Source organism: Streptomyces sp. NPDC017890, assembly GCF_044328675.1.
Classification (GTDB): domain Bacteria; phylum Actinomycetota; class Actinomycetes; order Streptomycetales; family Streptomycetaceae; genus Streptomyces.
Genome location: NZ_JBIRHU010000005.1, coordinates 173,597 through 192,074 on the forward strand (window position 1 = coordinate 173,597; position 18,478 = coordinate 192,074).

An 18,478-nucleotide genomic window follows, 5' to 3' on the forward strand; every position below is an offset into this window, starting at 1 on the left:
GATCACCTACGTAACGTTTTGCGTGGATTGTCGTATGCCGTCTTCCTGTCCGCTCTCCTCATCTCGCGCCGGGAGCCGCCCATGTCCGCACCCTTCGTCCCCTCCGCCTCGTCGGCGCGGTCCCCCGTCCCCCCGGTGCCTCCCGTGCCCCGGTACGGGCCGCACCGCGAGGACTGCCCCTGGTGCGGCTCGCGGCGGCTGCGCACCCGCCCGCGCCGCGGGGGCCCGGGCCGCGAGGGCCGGCGCCGGTCGGCCGCCGGCCGGTCCGTCCTCGAACGCTGCCTGGACTGCCGGCACGTCTTCCGCAACCCCCCGCTCACACCCGGTCCGCTGCACCCGCTGGTCCGGGCCGGAGTCCGTCTGAGACACGGCCTGGCCGCCCGCGCGATGCTCCGCCGCCGCCCCGAGCCCGAGAGCTGGCTGGACGTCGGCACCGGCGACGCCGACTTCCCCCGTACCGCGCGCACCCACTTCCCGTACACCTCGTTCGACGGCCTGGACCCCACCCACCGCGTCCTGCGCGCCCGCGCGGTCGGCCGCGTCGAGGAGGCGTACGTCGGCCGGCTGACGGACCCGCACATCGCGGCCCGTCTGCGCGCCCGTTACGACGTCGTCAGCCTCTTCCACCACCTGGAGCGCGTCCCGGACCCGCGCGCCGAACTGCGCGCCGCCCTCCACGTGCTCCGCCCCGGCGGCCATCTGCTCGTGGACGTGGCGGACCCGCGCCGCCTGCTCACCCTCCCGCCCGGCGCCTCGCACCCGGTGGACCTGCGTGCCGAACTCGCGGCGCGGGGCTGCACGGTGCTCACCGGCGCGCGGTCCCACCGCGTCATCGCGCGCAAGGACGCGTCAGCCCCGTGGTACCCGTCGACCCCGTGGTATCCCTAGGCCCCGCAGCCTTCGTCCCCCGGCCCGTAGCCCCCGTAAGCCCCTGGTACCCCGCCCCGTACTTCCGTCCCCCGCACCCCGTGCTCCACGCGCCCGCCCCCCCGTCAGCCCCGCAGCACCAGCGCCTGCCCCGCCACCACCAGCAGCACCTGCTCGCACTCGGCCGCGAACGCCGCGTTCAGCCGCCCGAGTTCGTCGCGGTAACGGCGGCCCGACGCCGTGGCCGGCACGATCCCCGACCCCACCTCGTTCGACACGGCGACGACGGTGCGCCGGGTGGCGCGCACCGCCTCCGTCAGCTCCCGCACCCGGTCCCGCAGGGCCCGTTCCCCGCCGTCCGCCCACTCCGCGTCGTCCCACGCCCCGACGGCGTCCATCGCGTCCGTCAGCCACAGCGACAGGCAGTCGACGAGCAGCGCCGGCCCGTCGTCCTTCAGCAACGGCACCAGATCACACGTCTCCGCGGTGCGCCACGACCCCGGCCGCCGCTCCCGGTGCGCGCAGACCCGCGCCGCCCACTCGGTGTCCCCGTTGCGCGAACCGCCCGTCGCGACGTACAGCACCTCGGGAAAGGCCTCCAGACGCCGCTCGGCCTCCACCGACTTGCCCGACCGGGCGCCGCCCAGGACCAGCGTGCGCCGCGGTACGTCGGGCACGTCCTCGTACGAGCCCACCACCAGCGTCGTCCCGTCCGGCACCGCCCGCGCCCCCGCCGACGCGAGCCGCCGCGTCAGCTCCCGCCCCGGCGGCACGTCGTGGCCGAGGTGGACGGCGACGACGTCCGTCGTCGGGCCCGCCGCGCCCACCGCCCGCAGCCTCGCCAGCGCGTCCGGCCGCCCCACGACGTCCGCGAGGACCAGGTCGTACGGCGCGGCGGGCTCCTCCAGACCGGCCGGCGCGCCGCCCGGCGGCAGGTACAGCAGCCGCTGCCCGTCCGGGCCGGTCACGGCGTACCCGGTGCCCGGCGCGTCCATCGCCACCGCCCGCACCCGGTGCCCGGTCAGCAGCGCCAGCTCGCGCCCGTCCGGCACCCGCCCCGGCTGCGGCAGCCCGGCCGGCACCTCCACGGCGGGCCCGTCGTGCGGGTGCGACAGCAGCACCTGCCGTACGCCGGTCAGTGAGTGCCCGGCGCGCGCGGCGGCGAACGCGGCGCCGGGCGTCAGGTCGAGCAGCAGCGCCCCGTCCACCAGCAGCGCGGTCGCCGCGCGCGCCATCTCGCCCTGCGCCGCGGCACAGGCCGCGCAGGGACAGTCGGGGCGGGGGAGTCCCGCGGGGGCACCGGTGCCGAGCAGAGTCACGTCCACGCACCGATTTTCCCCGGTCACCCGGCGACGTGCGCGCCCGAGGCCCCCTGAGGGGCGCGGGGCGGCACCCCCCTGTTCGCCGGGCCTTCTACGGCGCACCCGGCTCAGCGCATAGGCTGCGGTCGGAGGCCGGACCAAGATCCGGCTTCCGCTCTGCATGTGCTGACATCTTGGAGGCGTACATGGCGGCATGGACGTGGCGGTTCGAGACGGCCGGCGGGACGGAGGTCCAGCCCGCGGTGGAGCCCGAGGAGTTCACCACGCAAGGGGACGCCGAGTCCTGGATCGGTGAGTACTGGAAGGACCTCAAGGAGGGCGGCACCGACCAGGTGCGGCTGTTCGAGGACGCCACCGAGATCTACGGCCCGATGAGCCTGCACGCCGAAGAGGCCGAGCCGGCCCCGGAGCCGGAGGCCTGACCGGCGGGCGGGAGCGGCCCCACCGGGCCGCCCCCGCCCCGTCACTGTTCGCCGAGCGTCACCTCGGCGGTGCGCTCGTCGCCGCCCCGGGTGTAGGTCACCTTCGTCCGGTCGCCCGGCTCCATCGACGCCAGTGCCTCGGCCAGTGCGGTGATCGTGGTGATGTCCGTGTCGCCCAGCCGGACGACGACGTCCCCGGGCCGCAGCCCCGCCTCGTCGGCGGCCCCGCCGTCACCGACCTCGACGACGGCGACGCCCGCGGGCCGGTAGCCGTCGTCGACGACCGTACGGGCGGTGATGTCGAGTGCCGCCCGGCCCGAGTCGGTGACCCGGCCGTTCTCGACGATCTGACCGGCGACCGTCTTCACCATGGACGCCGGGATCGCGAACCCGATGCCGGGCGCCGCGCTCTCGCTCATGCCCGGGTCGGTCGCCGCCAGCGTCGGAATGCCGATCACCTGGCCGTCGAGGTTCACCAGGGCGCCACCGCTGTTGCCGGGGTTGATGGCCGCGGACGTCTGCACCATGTTGCCGATGGTCGCGCCCGTACCGCCCCCGCCGCTGCCCTCGGTGACGGTCCGGCCGGTCGCCGACACGATGCCCTGCGTCACGCTGGAGGACAGCCCGAGCGGCGAGCCCATCGCCAGCACGATCTGCCCGACCTCGACCTTCGCGGAGTCGCCGAAGCGGGCCGCCCTCATGCCGTCGGGGACCTTCCGCAGCCTGATGACGGCGAGGTCCTGCTCGGGGTAGGAGGAGACGAGTTCTGCGGCGAGGGCGTCCTCGTTCCGGGCGGTCGTCACCCGGAACGACCTGTTGTCCCCGACGACGTGCGCGTTGGTGACGACGTGCCCCTTGTCGTCGTACACGACGCCCGATCCCAGGGAGTCCCCCGCCTGGATCTGCACGACCGACGGGAGTACGTCCTTGATCACCCGCTCGTAGTCGGCCTGCAGGTCGTTGGCCGCGAGCGGCGCCGCGGCCCGTGCCGTGCCCGCCTCCGGCTCGCTCCGGGACCCCGTGCCGGTCCCGGCACCTGCGTCGGAGCAGCCGGCGACGAGCAGCAGGGAGCAGGCCAGCGCGGCGACCGGGCCGAGCAGCCGGGGCACACGGGTACGGCGGGCACGGGAAGCGTCCATGCCCCGAGTCTCTCCGCGCGCCGGAACCCCGGCTCCCGGTGAACGCCCGAACGTGCGCCGCGCGGTCCTACCCCCGCACCCCGCACAGGTGCAGCAGCGCCGCGACGCCGCGGTACGGGTCGGTCCGGCCGGCCCGCACCTCGGCGGCCAGCAGGGTGTCGAGGTCGTCCGGGACCGGGGCGTCGTCGGGCGCCGCGTCCGTGAAGACCCGGACGCCGTACCAGGTGTGCAGGGGGGCGCCGATGCTCGCGAGCTTCGCCGTCAGCGTCGCCAGCCGGTCCGCGCGGACGTCGACGCCGAGGCGGTCGCGGCACGTGGTGGTGTCGAAGGCCGCCAGCGCGCCGGCCCACTCGCCGTACAGGCCCGGGCGCATGGCGAGCGCGTCGCCGTTGCGCACCAGGAGCGACAGCAGCCCGCCCGGCGCGAGCATCCGGGCCAGCCCCGCGAGCAGCGGGTCGGGTTCCTCGACGTACATGAGCACGCCGTGGCACAGCACCACGTCGAAGCTGCCCGGCAGGAAGTGCACGCCGGTGTCCCGGCCGTCGCCCTCGATGATCCGCATCCGCTCCCGGATGCCCTCGGGCTGGCCGGCCAGGGCCTCGCGCGCCCCGGCGATCATGGCGGCGTCCCGCTCCACGCCGGTCACCTGGTGCCCGGCCCGTGCCAGCCGCAGCGCCCGGGTGCCCCGGCCCATGCCGACGTCGAGCACCCGCAGCCGCTTGCCGACCGGGAAGCGCGCGGCTATCTGCTCGTCCAGCTGCCGGGCCACCAGCTCCTGCCGGACGACGTCCCGCAGACCGCCCAGCCGGGCATCGGCCGCGCCCTGGGCGAACGGCGTGGTGCTCAGGGCCGCTCCCCGCGCTTGACCTGCGGCTTGGGCAGGCGGAGCCGGCGCATCTGGAGGGAGCGCATCAGCGCGTAGGCGACCGCGCCGCGCCTGCGCTCGTCCGGGAAGCGCTCGGCGAGGCGCTTCTTCAGCCGGAAGCCGGAGACGATCGAGTCCAGCACGATCAGCACGATCACGAACAGCCACAGCAGCAGCGCGACGTTCTGCAGCGCGGGCACCTGGATCATGCTCAGTACGAGGATGATCACGGCCATCGGCAGGAAGTACTCCGCGATGTTGAACCGGGAGTCGACGAAGTCGCGCGCGAACTTGCGGACCGGACCCTTGTCACGGGCCGGCAGGTACCGCTCGTCGCCCTTCGCCAGCGCCTCACGCTGTCGGGCCATCGCGGTCCGGCGCTCCTCGCGCTGGCGCTTGGCGGCGTCCTTGCGCGTCATCGGAGTGTTGGCGACGCTGCGGCGCTGGGACTGGGCCGCACTGCGCTTGGGCGTCGGCCTTCCCTTCGGGGCCTGCGGGTCACGGGGCTGCTTGGAGTCGGTCACCGGCGTCTTGACGAGGCTCGGTGCCTTCTCTTCCTTGGCACGGCTACGGAACACAAAACCCAAGGGTACGGGTTGCCGGGGTGTGGACCGCAGTCCGGTGGGGAACGATCCGGCAACGCCGGTCGTCCGTAAGTGGACACAGGGGGCGTTGCGTACACCCCTCGGGCACCGGGTCATTCCGGACAACCCGGGGAGCACCTACTCCTCACGCCGGACCGGGAGCGTACGCAGTCGTCCTTGGGGATGAGCACATCCGTCCCCGAACAGTGCGGTAATGGATGCAGGGCCCGTACTGTGGGTTCTGTTGCAGTAGCTGGACCTGGACTCGGTCAGAAGGGGGCGCGCGAAGCCCATGAGCGGTGTCATGAAGCGTATGGGGATGATCTTCCGCGCGAAGGCCAACAAGGCCCTTGACCGGGCTGAGGACCCGCGCGAGACCCTCGATTACTCGTACCAGAAACAGCTGGAGCTGCTGCAGAAGGTGCGCCGCGGTGTCGCCGACGTGGCGACCAGCCGCAAGCGCCTGGAGCTCCAGCTCAACCAGCTCCAGTCCCAGTCGGGCAAGCTGGAGGACCAGGGCCGCAAGGCGCTGGCGCTGGGCCGCGAGGACCTGGCCCGCGAGGCGCTGTCCCGGCGCGCCGCGCTCCAGCAGCAGGTCACCGACCTGGAGACGCAGCACGCCACGCTCCAGGGCGAGGAGGAGAAGCTCACCCTGGCGGCCCAGCGCCTCCAGGCCAAGGTGGACGCCTTCCGTACGAAGAAGGAGACCATCAAGGCCACCTACACGGCGGCCCAGGCGCAGACCCGCATCGGCGAGGCGTTCTCCGGCATCTCCGAGGAGATGGGCGACGTGGGCCTGGCCATTCAGCGGGCCGAGGACAAGACCGCCCAGCTCCAGGCCCGGGCCGGCGCCATCGACGAACTGCTCGCCTCCGGCGCCCTGGACGACCAGTCCGGCATGCACAAGGACGACATCCAGGCCGAGCTGGACCGGCTCTCCGGTGGTACGGATGTAGAGCTGGAACTGCAGCGCATGAAGGCCGAGCTGGCCGGGGGCAGCACCTCCGACCGGCAGGCCATCGAGGGCGGCCAGGGACAGGGCCAGGGGCAGACGCAGTCCCAGCCGCAGGACACCCCGCGCTTCGACAAGCAGTAAGCCCATGCCTAGGAGGGCGACGTGATCGTACGGATCATGGGGGAGGGCCAGCTGACGCTGGCCGACGGCCGCCTGGCCGAGCTGAACAAGCTGGACGACGAGCTCCAGGCCGAAATGGAGAACGGCGACGGCCCCGGTTTCCGCGCGACCCTCCAGGCCCTCCTGGCCAAGGTCCGCGAACTGGGCGAGCCGCTGCCCGACGACGCCCTGGAGCCGTCCGACCTCATCCTCCCGTCCCCGGACGCCACCCTGGAGGAGGTCCAGGAACTCCTGAGCGACGACGGCCTCATCCCCGGCGGGACGTGAATCCCGGCAGCCTGTTCCCCGGGCGGCACGTGAGTCCTTCAGCCCGTCCGGCGCCCCGGGACGAGGCCGTTCGGGCCGAAGCGGGGGTCCGGGGGGCGCAGCCCCAGGCCAACGCCCACGGCATGCGGGCCCACTCATGAGACACGCCCACTCCAGCTACCGTGAACGGCCGTGAGCACCCTCGCCCGCGCGCGCTGCACCATCGGCGCCCACCCCTCCGCCCTGGACGCGGCCATCGCGACAGCCGTCCTGGTGTGCATGGTCGCCGGCTCCTTCGTGGACCCGCACGGTCCCGAGGGCGTCACCTGGGGCGTGCGCACCCCCGATGCGCTCAGCCTGGTCCTCATGGCCGTCGGCGCCGCCGCGCTCGTCTTCCGCCGCCGCGCCCCGCTGGTGGTCCTCGCGGTCACCGGCGGCGTCTCCATCGTCGAGGGCGTCACCGGCGACCCCCGCGCGCCCGTCGTCATGTCCACCGTCGTCGCCCTCTACACCGTCGCCGCCTCCACCGACCGCCCCACCACCTGGCGGGTCGGCCTGCTCACCATGACGGTGCTGACCGGCGCCGCCATGCTGGCCGGACCCCTGCCCTGGTACGCGCAGGACAACCTCGCCGTCTTCGCCTGGACCGGCATAGGCGCCAGTGCCGGGGACGCCGTCCGCAGCCGGCGCGCCTTCGTCCAGGCCATCCGCGACCGGGCCGAGAAGGCCGAGCGCACCCGGGAGGAGGAGGCACGCCGCCGCGTCGCCGAGGAGCGGCTGCGTATCGCCCGCGACCTGCACGACGTGGTCGCCCACCACATCGCCCTGGTCAATGTTCAGGCCGGGGTCGCCGCCCACGTCATGGACAAGCGGCCCGACCAGGCCAAGGAAGCCCTCGCCCACGTACGGGAGGCCAGCCGCTCCGCGCTGGGCGAGCTGCGCGCCACCGTCGGGCTGCTCCGGCAGTCCGACGACCCGGAGGCCCCGACCGAGCCCGCCCCCGGCCTGGACCGCCTCGACGAACTCGTCGCCACCTTCCAGAACGCCGGACTGCACGTCGAGGTGGCCCGGGCCGACCAGGACGCGGCCCTGCCCACCGCCGTCGACCTGGCCGCGTACCGCATCATCCAGGAGGCGTTGACCAACGTGCACAAGCACGCGGGGACGCGGGCGAAGGCCGAGGTCAGTGTCGTGCGGGTGGGACCGGACATCGAGGTCACCGTGCTCGACGACGGTGCCGGAGAGGGCGACGCCGCCACCGGCGCCGACGGCGGCGGTCACGGTCTGCTCGGCATGCGGGAGCGCGTCACCGCCGTGCGCGGCACCCTCACCACCGGTCCCCGCTACGGAGGCGGGTTCCGGGTCCATGCGATCCTTCCGGTCAGGAACCGCACCAATGCCGCGGAGGGCCCCGTATGACGATCCGTGTCCTGCTCGCCGACGACCAGGCGTTGCTGCGCAGCGCCTTCCGGGTGCTGGTCGACTCCGAGCCCGACATGGAGGTGGTGGGGGAGGCGTCCGACGGTGCGGAGGCGGCCCGGCTCGCCGCCGAACGGCAGGCCGACGTGGTGCTGATGGACATCCGGATGCCCGGCACCGACGGTCTCGCCGCCACCCGCCTGATCAGCGCCGATCCGGCCCTGGCCCATGTCCGCGTGGTCATACTGACCACCTTCGAGGTCGACGACTACGTGGTGCAGTCGCTGCGCGCGGGCGCCTCCGGCTTCCTCGGCAAGGGATCCGAACCCGACGAACTGCTCAGCGCGATCCGGGTCGCGGCCGGCGGGGAGGCGCTGCTGTCCCCGGTCGCCACCAAAGGGCTGATCGCCCGCTTCCTCGCCCAGGAGAGCACGGCGGACGAGGAGCGGGACCCGGCCCGCGCCGAGCGGCTGGAGACGCTCACGGTGCGCGAGCGCGAGGTGCTGGTGCAGGTCGCCGGCGGGCACTCCAACGACGAGATCGCCGAGCGGCTGGAGGTCAGCCCGCTCACCGTGAAGACACATGTCAACCGGGCCATGTCCAAGCTGGGAGCCCGTGACCGGGCCCAGCTGGTCGTCATCGCGTACGAATCCGGACTGGTACGTCCGAGGGTGGAGTGATCCCGACCCGGGTGTACTGCGGCGGGAGTACGCGCCGGTCGGGGAAATGGACCTGGGGCTTAGGGAACCGGGGCCGCCCATGGCTCAGGGTGTTGGGGTGGGCGCTCACTTGTGGCGTTCACACGCGTCCCCCCGCTCGGCCACAGAAGAGAGACCCTGATCCATGTCCTGGCTGTCGAGATTCAGCCTCGCGCAACGGGCCCTGATAGGGCTGATGTCGATCGTCGCGCTCGTCTTCGGCGCGATCGCCATCCCCCAGCTCAAGCAGCAGCTGCTGCCCACCATCGAACTTCCCATGGTCTCGGTGCTTGCGCCGTATCAGGGCGCCTCGCCGGACGTGGTCGAGAAGCAGGTCGTCGAACCGATCGAGGACAGCCTCGAAGCCGTCGACGGGATCTCGGGCATCACCTCGACGGCCAGCGAGGGCAACGCCGTCATCATGGCGTCCTTCGACTACGGCAACGGCACCCAGCAGCTCGTCGCCGACGTCCAGCAGGCCGTCAACCGGGCCCGCGCCCAGCTCCCCGACGACGTGGACCCGCAGGTCATCTCCGGGTCCACGGACGACATCCCGACCGTCGTCCTCGCCGTCACCTCCGACAAGGACCAGCAGGCGCTGGCCGACCAGCTCGACAAGACGGTCGTGACCGAGCTGAAGGACATCGACGGCGTCGCCCAGGTCGTGGTCGACGGCGTCCGGGACGTGCAGGTCACCGTCACCCCCGACCAGGCGAAGCTGGCCGAGGCGGGCGTGAGCCCGCAGGCGCTCGCCCGGTCCCTGCAGGCCGGCGGCGCGACCGTCCCCGCCGGTTCCTTCGACGAGGCCGGCGCCAACCGCACCGTCCAGGTCGGCGGCGGCTTCACCTCGCTGCGGCAGATCCAGGACCTCATGGTCACCGGCGAGGGCGCCGGCAAGCCGGTCCGCCTCGGTGACGTCGCCACCGTCAAGGAGGAGGAGGCCAAGGCCGACTCCCTCACCCGCACCAACGGCGAGCCGTCCCTCTCCGTCGCCGTCACGATGGACCACGACGGCAGCGCGGTCGCGATCTCGAACGCCGTCGAGGACAAGCTCCCCGACCTGCGCGAGCAGCTCGGCTCCGGCGCGACGCTCACCGTCGTCAGCGACCAGGGCCCGGCGGTGTCCAAGGCCATCGAGGGCCTGACCACCGAGGGCGCCCTCGGTCTGGTCTTCGCCGTCCTGATCATCCTGGTCTTCCTGGCGTCGATCCGCTCCACGCTCGTCACCGCGGTCTCCATCCCGCTGTCCGTGGTGCTCGCCCTGATCGTCCTGTGGACCCGCGACCTGTCGCTGAACATGCTGACGCTGGGCGCGCTCACCATCGCCATCGGCCGGGTCGTCGACGACTCGATCGTGGTCCTGGAGAACATCAAGCGGCACCTCGGCTACGGCGAGGAGCGCCAGGAGGCCATCCTCAAGGCGGTCCGCGAGGTCGCCGGAGCGGTCACCTCCTCGACGCTCACCACAGTGGCCGTGTTCCTGCCGATCGGCCTGGTCGGCGGCATGGTCGGCGAGCTGTTCGGCTCCTTCAGCCTGACCGTGACCGCCGCGCTGCTGGCCTCCCTGCTGGTGTCGCTGACGGTCGTCCCGGTGCTGTCGTACTGGTTCCTGCGTCCCCCCAAGGGCACCCCCGAGGACGCGGCCGAGGCCCGCCGGCTGGCCGAGGAGAAGGAGGCCAAGAGCCGTCTGCAGCGCTTCTACGTCCCCGTCCTGCGCTTCGCCACCCGCCGCCGCCTGACCAGTCTGGCCATCGCGGTCGTCGTGCTCATCGGCACGTTCGCCATGGCGCCGCTGCTGAAGACGAACTTCTTCGACCAGGGCGACCAGAAGGTCCTGAGCATCAAGCAGGAGCTGAAGCCGGGCACCAGCCTCGCCGCGACCGACGTCCAGGCCGAGAAGGTCGAGAAGCTGCTCGGCGAGACCGAGGGCATCAAGGACTACCAGGTCACCATCGGCTCGTCCGGCTTCATGGCGGCCTTCGGCGGCGGCACGGACACCAACCAGGCCTCGTACCAGCTCATGCTGGAGGACTCGGCGTCCGCGGAGGACGTCCAGGACCACATCGAGGACGGGCTCGCGAAGCTCGACGGCATCGGCACCACCACGGTCGCCGCCGGTGACGGCTTCGGCAGCCAGGACCTGAGCGTCGTCGTCAAGGCGGCCGACGCGCAGGTGCTCCGTGAGGCCTCCGAGGAGGTCCGCAAGACGGTCGCCGGGCTCGACGACGTCACCGACGTCACCAGTGACCTGGCGCAGAGCGTGCCGCGCGTCTCGGTCAAGGCCAACGCCCGCGCCGCCGAGGCCGGTTTCACCGACCAGACGCTCGGCGCGGCCGTCGCCCAGGCCGTGCGCGGCACCCCGGCGGCCAAGGCGACCCTGGAGGACACCGAGCGCGACGTCGTCATCAGGTCGGCCCAGCCGGCCGGGACGCTGGCCCAGCTGAAGGCCCTGAACCTGGGGCCGGCCGAGCTGGGCGAGATCGCCACGGTCGAGCTGGTGGACGGCCCGGTCTCGATGACCCGCATCGACGGGCAGCGTTCGGCGACCATCACGGCCAAGCCGACCGGTGACAACACCGGCGCGGTGGGCACGGAGCTCCAGTCGAAGATCGACGAGCTGGACCTGCCGGCCGGCGCCACGGCCGAGATCGGCGGCGTCACCGCCGACCAGGACGAGGCGTTCGTCAACCTGGGCCTGGCCATGCTCGCGGCCATCGCGATCGTGTTCATGCTGCTGGTCGGCACCTTCCGGTCGCTGGCCCAGCCGCTGATCCTGCTGGTGTCGATCCCGTTCGCGGCGACCGGCGCGATCGGCCTGCTGCTGGCGACGGGCACCCCGATGGGTGTCCCGGCGATGATCGGCATGCTGATGCTGATTGGCATCGTGGTCACCAACGCGATCGTGCTGATCGACCTGGTCAACCAGTACCGCAAGCAGGGCTACGGCGTCGTCGAAGCGGTGATCGAGGGCGGCCGGCACCGGCTGCGGCCCATCCTGATGACGGCCCTGGCGACGATCTTCGCCCTGCTCCCGATGGCGCTCGGCGTCACCGGCGAGGGCGGCTTCATCGCCCAGCCGCTGGCGGTGGTGGTGATCGGCGGTCTGATCACGTCGACGCTGCTGACCCTGCTGCTGGTCCCGACGCTCTACGCGATGCTGGAGCTGCGCAAGGAGCGGCGCGCGGAGAAGAAGGCGGCGAAGCGGGGCGGCGGCGTACCGCCGCGGCCCGCGGCCTCGGAGGAGCCGGAGACGGCGAAGGTCTGAGGCATCCGGAAACGGCTGGGGCCCTGCCCGACACCGAAGGTGGTCGGGCAGGGCCCCAGCCGTGGGAGACAGTACGGGCGGGTGAGGGAAACGCCCCTTACGGCAGGGCGAGCATCCGCTCCAGCGCCAGCTTCGCGAACGCCTCCGTCTCCTTGTCGACCTCGATCCGGTTGACCAGGGTGCCCTCGGCGAGCGACTCCAGCGTCCAGACCAGGTGCGGCAGGTCGATGCGGTTCATGGTCGAGCAGAAGCAGACCGTCTTGTCGAGGAAGACGATCTCCTTGTCCTCGGAAGCGAAACGGTTCGCCAGCCGCCGGACCAGGTTCAGCTCGGTCCCGATGGCCCACTTGGAACCGGCCGGGGCCGCCTCCAGGGCCTTGATGATGTACTCGGTCGAGCCGACGTGGTCCGCCGCGGCCACGACCTCGTGCCGGCACTCGGGGTGGACCAGGACGTTCACGCCGGGGATGCGCTCACGCACGTCGTTCACCGAGTCGAGGCTGAAGCGGCCGTGCACCGAGCAGTGGCCCCGCCACAGGATCATCTTCGCGGCGCGCAGTTCCTCGGCGGTCAGTCCGCCGTTCGGCTTGTGCGGGTTGTAGAGCACGCAGTCCTCGAGGGACATGCCCATGTCCCGCACCGCGGTGTTGCGGCCCAGGTGCTGGTCGGGCAGGAACAGCACCTTCTCGCCCTGCTCGAAGGCCCAGTCCAGGGCCCGCCGGGCGTTGGACGACGTGCAGATGGTGCCGCCGTGCTTGCCCGTGAACGCCTTGATGTCCGCGGAGGAGTTCATGTACGAGACGGGCACGACCTGCTCGGCGATCCCGGCCTCGGTCAGCACGTCCCAGCACTCGGCGACCTGCTCGGCGGTGGCCATGTCCGCCATGGAGCAGCCGGCCGCCAGGTCGGGCAGGACCACCTTCTGCTCGTCGGAGGTCAGGATGTCGGCCGACTCCGCCATGAAGTGCACACCGCAGAAGACGATGTACTCGGCCTCCGGGCGCGCGGCGGCGTCCCGGGCCAGCTTGAAGGAGTCGCCCGTGACGTCGGCGAACTGGATGACCTCGTCGCGCTGGTAGTGGTGACCGAGCACGAAGACCTTGTCCCCGAGCTTCTCCTTGGCGGCGCGGGCGCGCGCGACCAGGTCCGGGTCGGAGGGCGAGGGCAGGTCGCCGGGGCACTCCACACCGCGCTCGCTCCTCGGGTCGGCCTCGCGGCCGAGCAGCAGCAGGGCGAGGGGCGACGGCTGTACGTCGAGCTCCTGGGTTTGGGCGGTGGTCACGACACCTACCCTTTCTACTTTTCGTCGAACTGACGCTATATATCATAACCGGTTCACGTCAGTTTGACGATGCCCATAGTGTCGGTGTGACGTGAATCCCGGCGCCCGAGCCGCCGTCCACAGCCGCTGTCCACAGCCGCTGTCCGCTTCACGGGGCGTGTGCGAGCATGAAGGGAAGGCCGAGGGACGAGACACGGGTCCGACCCGGAATGAATCCGCGGCCCCGCCGGTTGGAACCGTCGGCAAGCAGTCTCCGTACAACCCGGGAGAGATGTAGATGTCCGTATCGGACGAGACCACCACCGTCACCGACGGCATCATCGTGACCGACGCCGCCGCGGCCAAGGTCAAGGCCCTGCTCGACCAGGAAGGCCGGGACGACCTGGCGCTGCGCGTCGCCGTCCAGCCCGGCGGCTGCTCCGGCCTGCGCTACCAGCTCTTCTTCGACGAGCGCTCGCTCGACGGCGACGTGGTCAAGGACTTCGACGGCGTCAAGGTCACCACCGACCGCATGAGCGCCCCGTACCTGGGCGGCGCCACCATCGACTTCGTGGACACGATCGAGAAGCAGGGCTTCACCATCGACAACCCCAACGCGACGGGCTCCTGCGCCTGCGGCGACTCCTTCAGCTGAGCCGCGCGGCGCACCCGCCACAGTCGTACGAGAGGGCGGCGGCCCGGGACCGACCCCGGGCCGCCGCCCTCTTGCCTGCCCGCCCCCACGGGATCGCCGTCACCGGCCCCCGGACGGCTGCGGCAGCCGCGCGCCCGGCTTGTGCACCGGGATCTCCTCGCCGTCCGAGCCCACGACCTTCCGGTCGCCGAGCGGCTCGTCCAGCTCCACCGCCCGCTCGTACTCCTCGGCGATCAGGATGCAGACCTTCTCCGGATGCGGGGTCTCGGTCACCGTGACCGTCACCTTCCCCTCGCTCTCCTTCGCCGACGCCTCGTAGTCGGAGCACACCCCGCCCGTGAAGTGCGCGGTCAGTTCCCCGCCCGCGGCCGTGTAGCCGCTCACCCGCACGTCCCGCGGCTTCGCCGGCGCCGAGGACGGCCCGTCGGACGGGGACGGGGAGGGGGGCGGCGAGGCGGGTGCCGCCGCGGTCAGGTACTTCGGGTCGACCGCCGGATACGTGACCGTGACGGCGTCCTTCGCGCCCGGCGCCCGCGCCTCGAACAGCCAGGACGGCACCAGCGTCTGCCGCCCCCGCACCGGGTGCGCGGCCAGCCCGAACACCGCGTCCTCGACCGTGACCGTCTGCTTTCCGGGCTTCTCCGGCGTGCCGGCCGGCAGCTCGCAGGGCATGTCCGGGCGGTCCTGATGCGGTACGGGGCCCGCGCAGCCGCCGATGCCGCCGCCGGAGGTGCCGGCCGGCGCGTTCAGCAGCGCCAGCGTCTCCTCGGCGCCCAGGACGGGGTACGTGTCCCCTTCGACCGGCGCCTTCACCTGGCCGCTGCCGCCGACCACCTCGCCCCGCGCGCCGACGACCACGCCGGTCGTCCAGCCGTACGTGGGCAGCCCGCCGACCTCGGGTTCCGCGTTCACGGCCCGCCGGGCGCCCATGACCTGGCGCGCGTCCAGCTTGGCGTCGTCCTGGCCCAGCGCCTTCAGCACCGGCGCCGCCGCCGTCTTCGCGGCGGCCTCGCTCACCGGGTCCCCGCCGGCGGACGGCGCCTTGCACACGGCGCCCTTCCTGCAGTTGTCGGTGCCGGGTGCGTAGCGCTGGAAGGTCCAGGTGCCGGGCGCCTGCCGGTTCACCGTGAGCAGCGGTCCGGAACCGTCCTCGGCGTTGCCGGCCTTCCAGGCCCCGCCCTCGGCGCGGGGCACCCCGCCGACCCCGAGCGCCTTGGCCAGCCGGGCCACCTCCGCCTCGGTGACCTCGCCCTTCGCCCGGTAGACGGACGCCGAGCCGGGGCCCTCGGGGAGGGCGCCGCCGGCGCGGTAGGTGACGCCGTAGGGGTTGGGCTCGCCGGGGGCGATGCCGTTCGTACCGCCCTGGCCGTTCTGGACACCGTGGTCGTCCAGGACGAGCGGCGGGGGTGTGTCGTCGCCCGACGCCCCGGACGCCGTACCGCCGCCCGGGCCGTCACCGGAGGCGGACGTGGCGAGGTAGGCCCCGCCGGTCCCGACCAGCAGCACGGCGGCGGCGACGGAGGCGACGGCGACCGCCCGGGGACGCCGTCGCGCGAGGCGCCCGGTGCCGGCCTCGTCGGCGGAGCCGGCGTCGTCGTTGTCGGGTCGCTCGGTGTTCACCGCATCGCTCCTTCGCCTGTTACTGGGGACAGCGATGGGACGCGGTGGGGCGGGATCCGGTTCCCGGCGACGCCACGCGTCGCCCGAACGGCCCCCGAGTCGCCCGGCGGACCTCAGTCGCCGTAGTCCGACATCGCGTCCAGCAGCCGGGCCGACGTCCGCGGCACCCGCACGCCGTGGATGAGGGAGACGGGCACGGGGCGGGTGGAGACGTCCGCCGGCGCCCCCCAGCGCGGGGCCATCCGGGCGCAGTCACCGCGCAGCGACGCCAGGTCGCCGTCCAGGTCGGCCGGGGCGGGGTCGGCGGTCCTCAGGTTCGTCATAACAGAACCGTAGGCACGTCCCGGACCGCGAAGAAAGTTGTACTACCGGGTAGTTTTGCCTGCTTCGGACCGGGGGCACTCCCGGGTAGCGTGAACTGTCAACCCGCCTCCCCCTCAGGAGAGAGTCCACGCCGTGCGCATCGCAGTCACCGGCTCCATCGCCACCGACCACCTCATGACCTTCCCCGGCCGCTTCGCCGACCAGCTCGTCGCGGACCAGCTGCACACGGTCTCGCTCTCCTTCCTGGTCGACCAGCTCGACGTACGCCGGGGCGGCGTCGCCGCGAACATCGCTTTCGGTATGGGGCAGCTCGGTACCCGGCCGATCCTGGTCGGCGCGGCCGGCTCGGACTTCGACGAGTACCGGGCCTGGCTGGACCGGCACGGCGTCGACACCGGTTCGGTGCGCATCTCCGAGACCCTGCACACCGCCCGTTTCGTCTGCACCACCGACGCCGACCACAACCAGATCGGCTCCTTCTACACCGGTGCGATGAGCGAGGCCCGCCTCATCGAGCTCAAGACCGTCGCCGACCGGGTCGGCGGCCTCGACCTGGTCTCCATCGGCGCCGACGACCCGGAGGCGATGCTCCGGCACACCGAGGAGTGCCGCACGCGGTCCATCCCGTTCGCCGCCGACTTCTCCCAGCAGATCGCCCGGATGAACGGCGACGAGATCCGGATACTGCTGGACGGGGCGACCTACCTCTTCTCCAACGAGTACGAGAAGGGGCTCATCGAGACCAAGACCGGATGGACGGACGAGGAGATCCTCGGCCGCGTCGGCCACCGCGTCACCACCCTGGGCGCGCGGGGCGTGCGCATCGAGCGGGCCGGCGAGGCGACCATCGAGGTCGGCGTCCCGGACGAGGAGCGCAAAGCCGACCCCACCGGCGTCGGCGACGCCTTCCGCGCCGGGTTCCTGTCGGGTCTGGCGTGGGGGGTGTCCCTGGAGCGGGCGGCGCAGGTCGGCTGCATGCTGGCGACTCTCGTCATCGAGACGGTGGGTACGCAGGAGTACCAGCTGCGGCGGGCGCACTTCATGGAGCGGTTCACCAAGGCGTACGGCGACGAGGCCGCGGCCGAGGTCCAGGCGCACCTGGGCTGAATCCGGCCCGGCGGGCGGGGCTGGTCGCGCTCACGCGGCGAAGCCGCACACCGACACAGCCCCGCGCCCCCGGTCGGTCAGCTCACCCGGCGGACCGAAAACGCCGTTCCCCGCTCCGCCTGCTCCTCACCCAGGTACTCCTGCCCCCGCATCTCGCACCAGGCCGGGATGTCCAGGCGGGCCGCCTCGTCGTCGGACAGGACGCGGACCGTGCCCCCGACGGGGACGTCGCCGATGACCTTGGCCAGCTCGATCACGGGAACGGGGCAACGCCGGCCCAGCGCGTCCACGACCAGATCCGTCCCCGCCTCCCGGACGGGCTCCCCGGCCACCGGCGCCCCCAGCCTCTCCCGTACGGCGGCCACCGTGCCCGGCAGCACCTCCAGGAACCGCTCGACGTCCTCGGCCGGTGTCCCCGGCGGCAGTGACACCCGGACGTTGCCCTCGCTGAGCACCCCCATCGCCTTCAGGACGTGGCTCGGCATCAGCGTGCTGCTCGTGCAGGACGACCCGGACGAGACCGAGAAACCCGCACGGTCCAGCTCGTGCAGCAGAGTCTCCCCGTCGACATAGAGACACGAGAAGGTGACGACGCCGGGCAGCCGGCGCGCCGGATCGCCGACCACCTCCACATCCGGCACCAGGGCGGGCACCCGCGCCCGGATCCGCTCCGTCAGCTTCCGCAGCCGGGCCGCCTCCTCGGCCGCCTCGGCGCGCACCGCCCGGAGCGACGCCGCCGCGGCCACGACCGCCGGAAGGTTCTCGAACCCGGGCGCCCGGCCCGACTCCCGTTCGTCACCGGGCCCTTGCGGCGCGAATCGCACCCCCTTGCGTACGACGAGCAGCCCGACCCCCGAGGGGCCGCCCCACTTGTGGGCGCTCGCGGTGAGCAGCGACCAGTCGCCCGCCACCTTCCCCCACCCCAGTGACTGGGCCGCGTCCACCAGCAGCGGCACGCCCGCCGCCCGGCAGGCCTCGGCCACCTCGGCCACCGGCTGCTCGGTACCCACCTCGTGGTTGGCCGACTGAAGGCAGGCCAGTGCGGTGTCGCCGCGCAGCGCGGCCGCGTACGCCGCCGGGTCCACCGCTCCCGTCCGGTCCACGGCGACCTGCGTGAGCGTCCCGCCGCCGGCCTCGTGCGCCTCGGCCGCATGCAGTACGGAGGAGTGCTCGACAGCTGACACGATCAGGTGACTTCCGACGCGACGTCGCCCGGCCAGCGCTCCCGCGACACCCGAATGCACCGCCCGCGTCCCCGAAGGGGTGAACACCAACTCGTCCGCACGGCACCCCACCGCCTCCGCGGCCGCCTCCCGGGCGGCGTCGAGCAGCAGGCGGGCCCGCCGCCCTTCCCGGTAGAGCCGGGCGGGGTCGGCCCACCCCTCGTCGAGGGAGGCCAACATGGCCTGCCGGGCGACGGGATGGAGGGGAGCGGCGGAAGCAGCGTCGAAGTAGCCCACGCGGCAACGCTAAACCGCCGGTGACAGCGGCGGGCACAGGGGCATGGGGCTGTGTCGGCGTGCGGCCGCGCCGCGTGGGCACGGCAGGC

General features: G+C 72.9%; 17 protein-coding genes. 9 read left to right on the forward strand and 8 right to left on the reverse strand.

The genetic code is table 11. From position 1 onward, the window contains the following. Window positions 1–81 precede the first annotated feature (81 nt). A complete protein-coding gene (locus tag ACH4F2_RS08790) occupies window positions 82–888 on the forward strand; it encodes a class I SAM-dependent methyltransferase (protein ID WP_398131986.1) in 807 nt (268 codons plus the stop codon). 104 nt (window positions 889–992) lie between these two features. Here ACH4F2_RS08790 and ACH4F2_RS08795 read toward each other — a convergent pair whose 3' ends face one another. Next, window positions 993–2,192 carry a bifunctional adenosylcobinamide kinase/adenosylcobinamide-phosphate guanylyltransferase gene (locus ACH4F2_RS08795; RefSeq protein WP_398131987.1) on the reverse strand — a complete coding sequence of 400 codons (1,200 nt, stop codon included), beginning with the start codon at window positions 2,190–2,192 and terminating at the stop codon, window positions 993–995. 182 nt (window positions 2,193–2,374) lie between these two features. Here ACH4F2_RS08795 and ACH4F2_RS08800 point away from each other — a divergent pair, with 182 nt between their 5' ends. Beyond that, the gene (locus ACH4F2_RS08800; protein WP_398131988.1) at window positions 2,375–2,611 is read left to right on the forward strand and encodes a hypothetical protein; all 237 of its coding nucleotides are present in this window, start codon (window positions 2,375–2,377) and stop codon (window positions 2,609–2,611) included. Between the two features lie 41 nt (window positions 2,612–2,652). Here ACH4F2_RS08800 and ACH4F2_RS08805 read toward each other — a convergent pair whose 3' ends face one another. From ACH4F2_RS08805 to ACH4F2_RS08815, 3 genes are all read right to left on the reverse strand, one after another. Beyond that, on the reverse strand, window positions 2,653–3,750 hold the full coding sequence (locus ACH4F2_RS08805) for a S1C family serine protease (protein ID WP_398131989.1): 1,098 nt from the start codon (window positions 3,748–3,750) through the stop codon (window positions 2,653–2,655). A gap of 67 nt (window positions 3,751–3,817) precedes the next feature. Continuing rightward, a complete protein-coding gene (locus tag ACH4F2_RS08810; RefSeq protein ID WP_398131990.1) occupies window positions 3,818–4,519 on the reverse strand; it encodes a class I SAM-dependent methyltransferase in 702 nt (233 codons plus the stop codon). A gap of 74 nt (window positions 4,520–4,593) precedes the next feature. Further along, window positions 4,594–5,316: a DUF3043 domain-containing protein gene (locus ACH4F2_RS08815; RefSeq protein ID WP_398131991.1), complete on the reverse strand. Its 723-nt coding sequence runs from the start codon at window positions 5,314–5,316 to the stop codon at window positions 4,594–4,596. A gap of 187 nt (window positions 5,317–5,503) precedes the next feature. Between ACH4F2_RS08815 and ACH4F2_RS08820 the strand changes: the two genes are divergently transcribed. The 5 genes from ACH4F2_RS08820 (at window position 5,504) to ACH4F2_RS08840 (ending at window position 11,962) form a co-directional block, all read left to right on the forward strand. After that, on the forward strand, window positions 5,504–6,295 hold the full coding sequence (locus ACH4F2_RS08820) for a PspA/IM30 family protein (RefSeq protein WP_398131992.1): 792 nt from the start codon (window positions 5,504–5,506) through the stop codon (window positions 6,293–6,295). Between the two features lie 21 nt (window positions 6,296–6,316). Next, window positions 6,317–6,601: a hypothetical protein gene (locus ACH4F2_RS08825; protein ID WP_398131993.1), complete on the forward strand. Its 285-nt coding sequence runs from the start codon at window positions 6,317–6,319 to the stop codon at window positions 6,599–6,601. A 171-nt stretch (window positions 6,602–6,772) separates the two neighbouring features. After that, window positions 6,773–7,999: a sensor histidine kinase gene (locus ACH4F2_RS08830; RefSeq protein ID WP_398131994.1), complete on the forward strand. Its 1,227-nt coding sequence runs from the start codon at window positions 6,773–6,775 to the stop codon at window positions 7,997–7,999. Further along, window positions 7,996–8,679 carry a response regulator gene (locus tag ACH4F2_RS08835; protein WP_398131995.1) on the forward strand — a complete coding sequence of 228 codons (684 nt, stop codon included), beginning with the start codon at window positions 7,996–7,998 and terminating at the stop codon, window positions 8,677–8,679. The genes ACH4F2_RS08830 and ACH4F2_RS08835 overlap by 4 nt, the downstream gene beginning before the upstream one ends. A 163-nt stretch (window positions 8,680–8,842) precedes the next feature. Then, a complete protein-coding gene (locus ACH4F2_RS08840; protein WP_398131996.1) occupies window positions 8,843–11,962 on the forward strand; it encodes an efflux RND transporter permease subunit in 3,120 nt (1,039 codons plus the stop codon). A 97-nt stretch (window positions 11,963–12,059) separates the two neighbouring features. Here ACH4F2_RS08840 and nadA read toward each other — a convergent pair whose 3' ends face one another. After that, window positions 12,060–13,244, reverse strand: a complete 1,185-nt coding sequence (gene nadA / locus ACH4F2_RS08845) for a quinolinate synthase NadA (protein ID WP_398131997.1) — start codon at window positions 13,242–13,244, stop codon at window positions 12,060–12,062. A gap of 277 nt (window positions 13,245–13,521) precedes the next feature. Between nadA and ACH4F2_RS08850 the strand changes: the two genes are divergently transcribed. Continuing rightward, window positions 13,522–13,878, forward strand: coding sequence for an iron-sulfur cluster assembly accessory protein (locus ACH4F2_RS08850; protein ID WP_279566575.1), 357 nt, complete (start codon window positions 13,522–13,524; stop codon window positions 13,876–13,878). Between the two features lie 99 nt (window positions 13,879–13,977). On the opposite strand, the gene ACH4F2_RS08855 is transcribed toward ACH4F2_RS08850, so the two are convergent. Then, window positions 13,978–15,498, reverse strand: coding sequence for a hypothetical protein (locus ACH4F2_RS08855; RefSeq protein WP_398131998.1), 1,521 nt, complete (start codon window positions 15,496–15,498; stop codon window positions 13,978–13,980). Between the two features lie 113 nt (window positions 15,499–15,611). After that, window positions 15,612–15,821, reverse strand: a complete 210-nt coding sequence (locus tag ACH4F2_RS08860) for a hypothetical protein (RefSeq protein ID WP_398131999.1) — start codon at window positions 15,819–15,821, stop codon at window positions 15,612–15,614. Between the two features lie 133 nt (window positions 15,822–15,954). Here ACH4F2_RS08860 and ACH4F2_RS08865 point away from each other — a divergent pair, with 133 nt between their 5' ends. Then, window positions 15,955–16,929 carry a carbohydrate kinase family protein gene (locus ACH4F2_RS08865; RefSeq protein ID WP_398132000.1) on the forward strand — a complete coding sequence of 325 codons (975 nt, stop codon included), beginning with the start codon at window positions 15,955–15,957 and terminating at the stop codon, window positions 16,927–16,929. A 77-nt stretch (window positions 16,930–17,006) separates the two neighbouring features. Here the strand turns inward: ACH4F2_RS08865 and ACH4F2_RS08870 are convergent, their stop codons facing one another. After that, window positions 17,007–18,389 (reverse strand): cysteine desulfurase/sulfurtransferase TusA family protein, encoded by a 1,383-nt coding sequence (locus tag ACH4F2_RS08870; protein ID WP_398132001.1) that lies wholly within the window; start codon window positions 18,387–18,389, stop codon window positions 17,007–17,009. Window positions 18,390–18,478: the final 89 nt, after the last annotated feature.